At 54.2% G+C, this 3530-nt stretch carries 1 protein-coding gene; it reads left to right on the top strand.

Features of this window, described 5'->3' with window-relative positions; all coding sequences use genetic code 11:
• Nucleotides 1-705 precede the first annotated feature (705 nt).
• The gene (locus JHD59_RS21645; protein WP_199155786.1) at nucleotides 706-1416 is read left to right on the top strand and encodes a TnsA endonuclease N-terminal domain-containing protein; all 711 of its coding nucleotides are present in this window, start codon (nucleotides 706-708) and stop codon (nucleotides 1414-1416) included.
• Nucleotides 1417-3530: the final 2114 nt, after the last annotated feature.

Here is a 3530-nt window from a genome sequence, read left to right as displayed (position 1 = left end):
CCCCCCCCCCCCCCCCCCCCCCCCCCCCCCCCCCCCCCCCCCCCCCCCCCCCCCCCCCCCCCCCCCCCCCCCCCCCCCCCCCCCCCCCCCCCTCTCCCCCCCCCCCCCCCCCACCCCCACCCACACCTCCGTGCTGTCGTCGGCAGCGTCAGATGTGTATAAGAGACAGCAACTACCGATTACGGTTTTCAAAATTGAGGGCCGCCGTGGTTCATTTGCACTGACCATAGAAGTCGCAGCCTGGTTATCAAAACGAAGAGCAACACCATCTAGATAGGTCGCTTGGAATCGCACCATCCAGCTTAGAAAGGACATTCTAAGACGAGAAAACTGAAGAAATAAAAAAAGCGCTCGACGGCAATCGAGCGCTTTGCACCCTGGGGGAACCCAGACTAGAAGCTTATGGCACTTCCAGTCTACGAACTGCGACCGCAGTTCGTCAACCCCCGTTTGTTTTTGAACGTCTGAGGACGGGCAGGGCCCTTGCTCGTCCTCAGGAAACGGAGGTATCTCATGCGAACCACAAAGCGTTTCACACCCAAGGTTCTCGAAAAATTCCGAAAGCTAGATCGCGGCACAGGAAAACATGCAAATTACATACCATGGCATCGAGTAAGTCGCAGCGACCCTGCAAGCTGTGGACGTTCTCATTTACTCAACTGGTGCGGTCGCCAACGTGAACTTCTTAGCGATGGAGAATTGGTCATGACCCTGTTCATCACCATGCTCCCGCATATTGATGACCTTCGTGAGCAATTTCCGCTGTCACTCAAAACGGCACAACACGAAATTAACGAATACGACCCCAAAGCAAATTTAGCAGGCCTTCCTGGTACGCAGGATATCGCGTCTAATCTAGGATACAAACATCCCAAGGTGACTGGAGAAGGTAAAGGCCATTCAGCCCCTTGGGTAATGTCTACAGATTTTCTCCTAACGCTGAAACACGCTGATCGTACCCCTGAACTATTAGCCATCGCCTACAAAAAAACCAAAGAACTCAATAAGCCTCGGACCAAGGAGTTGCTAGCAATTGAACAGGCCTACTGGCAGGCGAGGAAAATTCAGTGGCTCTTGATCACACCCGAGCAGTTTGACAAACGAATTGGTCTGACGCTTAGGAGAGCTGCCCCTTGGGCGCTGGGCGAACAGGTTCCCCAAAACTTGCTTTTAAAAATCGCTGATATCGTAAAAGCGCAGCCAGAACAATCACTAACATCTACGCTGCAATCCCTCTGTGCAGTCACCGGTGAGATGGACCTGGCCCAACGAGCATTGTGGCAGGCCGTATGCCTAGGCTACCTCCCAATCGATCTCACCCGTTGCTGGCGGCCCCATCTACCACTCAGAAATCTTACCCAGTCGGCCTTCCTCGCACAAAACCCTATCGCGATGAGGAGGTCGGCATGGATCTGATGCACAACCAAGTTATCCAAATTATTGACGGAGACAACACCGGGATCTACCGAGTCATTTTGAACGAACTACGGCTCGAGAAGGTCTGCGTTGTCAGACTCGACCCTCCCGCTGAACGCGCTCCCAATCGCCAAGGACGCCCTAGGGCGGAAAACACGATAAGACCTAGAAAGAAGACCCAACCACCACAGGTTGGGACATTAATCTGGATTGACCACGTAACCCTGCATCAGTTGGAGAGCGTCAATGCAATACTCACGCTAGTCATTGAACAGGAGTCTCGCTACCTGTCAGCTGTTCCAGAAAAAGACCGAGCAATCCACAACAAACGCATAGAGATTATGCAGGACTTCCTTGCATTTCCCACCCTACGTGAACACATTCTTGCTTATCAGAGCGTCAGCCGACTTATCAAAGAAGCTATGGCACGAAGTACAGCCAGTCGCTCCACCGTAACGAAACTCTTTTCTCTGCTATGCCGATTGGGGTTTAACGAGTCGAGCCTGATGCCCCGCTGGGATCGCTGTGGTGCACCGGGCATTACGAGGCCCTGCGATCCCGGTGGACGAAAAAAATCTGGGGCCAAAACAACTAAACAACGCATTGCCAGAGCATACGGAGAAGATCTCCCACCAGAACAGCCTGGAATGAGCACAGATTGGCGCCACCGGATCATGGCCGCAGATAAAGCGATCCACTCGCCCAAACCCCCTATGCCTGAGCGATGCAAAATGATTCTGGCTAGCGCATTTATCCAGCGCTACAAGCAGGTCAATGGCCAGTTAGTTGCTATCGAACCACAGCTCGGGACCTATCCTAATCGTGCGCAAATACGCCGTGTTTTAGAGGTAGATACGCCGAGACTGCAACGACTGATGGCCCAGACAACCAAGGGACATTTCCAGCGTAACATGCGCGGCATGACAGGGCGATCATGGCAGGATACTGCAGGCCCTGGTCATACCTGGGCAATTGACTCGACCGTTGGGGATATTTATCTACGCTCAACAATTAATCGGGCCTGGGTCATTGGCAGACCGGTTGTTTACATCATCGTCGATGTCTGGAGCTCGGCCATAGTTGGATTTTATGTATGCTTAACCGGCCCCAGCTGGCACATGGCCAAAATCGCGCTTTTCTGCGCGGCTGCTGACCCGACCCTGATTGCTGACTTATGGGGATATCAGGCAGTGCTCTCACTCCAGCCGGTCCCAACTATGTGCTTTAGCCTGCTGTGCGATCGTGGAGAATACCTGTCGCAAGCAGCGCGAATTACTGGGGCAGAGTTGATACCTTGCCTCAGCTACACCCCTCCCTACCGTCCCGATCTCAAAGGGTGTGTCGAGGTTCCACACCGAATTATGAAGGATCGCGTATTCAGCCTCATACCAGGTGCCATAGACATGCGGCAGAAAGAACTCGAGCGAAAACGCGTCAAGATGAGTGATGCGGTACTGACAGTTCGGGAATATACCCACCTGTTGCATACCATTTTTACCGAATACAACCTGACCGCCAATCGGGAAAATCGACTAGACGCTCATATGCGAGCTGCAGGAGTATTTCCTAGTCCAGCTGGGCTATGGCATTGGGGACATCAGGTTGGTATAGGTTTTCGTCGAATGGTAACTCAGGAGCAATTGATTTCATCGCTGTTACCGCAAGCGCAGGGACGAGTGACACGTAGTGGCATCATGCACGCTGGACTGCTGTATGAGTCGGAAGAGTGCAATGAACAGCAATGGACTACCTATGCCCGTAACTTGGGAGGATGGGATATTGATAGCTATTATTTTCCAGGAACAGTCTCACGAATCTGGACTCCACCACACGGAGGAAACGGATTACTCGAACTAACGCTATCTGACCAAGCGAATGCCTCAGCAGAACTGACTTCTGATGAGGTATTGGATGCATTCGTCTATGCCCGTACTAATAGCTGTCTCTTATACACATCTCCGAGCCCACGAGACTCCGCCAATTATCGCGTATGCCGTCTTCTGCTTGAAAGGGGGGGGGGGGGGGGGGGGGGGGGGGGGGGGGGGGGGGGGGGGGGGGGGGGGGGGGGGGGGGGGGGGGGGGGGGGGGGGGGGGGGGGGGGGGGGGGGGGGGGG

This window comes from Chromobacterium sp. ASV23 (genome assembly GCF_016428945.1).
GTDB classification, from domain to species: Bacteria; Pseudomonadota; Gammaproteobacteria; order Burkholderiales; family Chromobacteriaceae; genus Chromobacterium; species Chromobacterium sinusclupearum.
This window is presented reverse-complemented; position numbering and strand designations above follow the sequence as displayed.

What these genes read in the sequence shown, in the direction of transcription:
- JHD59_RS21645 (WP_199155786.1), top strand. Translation starts at nt 706, where the DNA reads ATGACCCTGTTCATCACCATGCTCCCGCATATTGATGACCTTCGTGAG.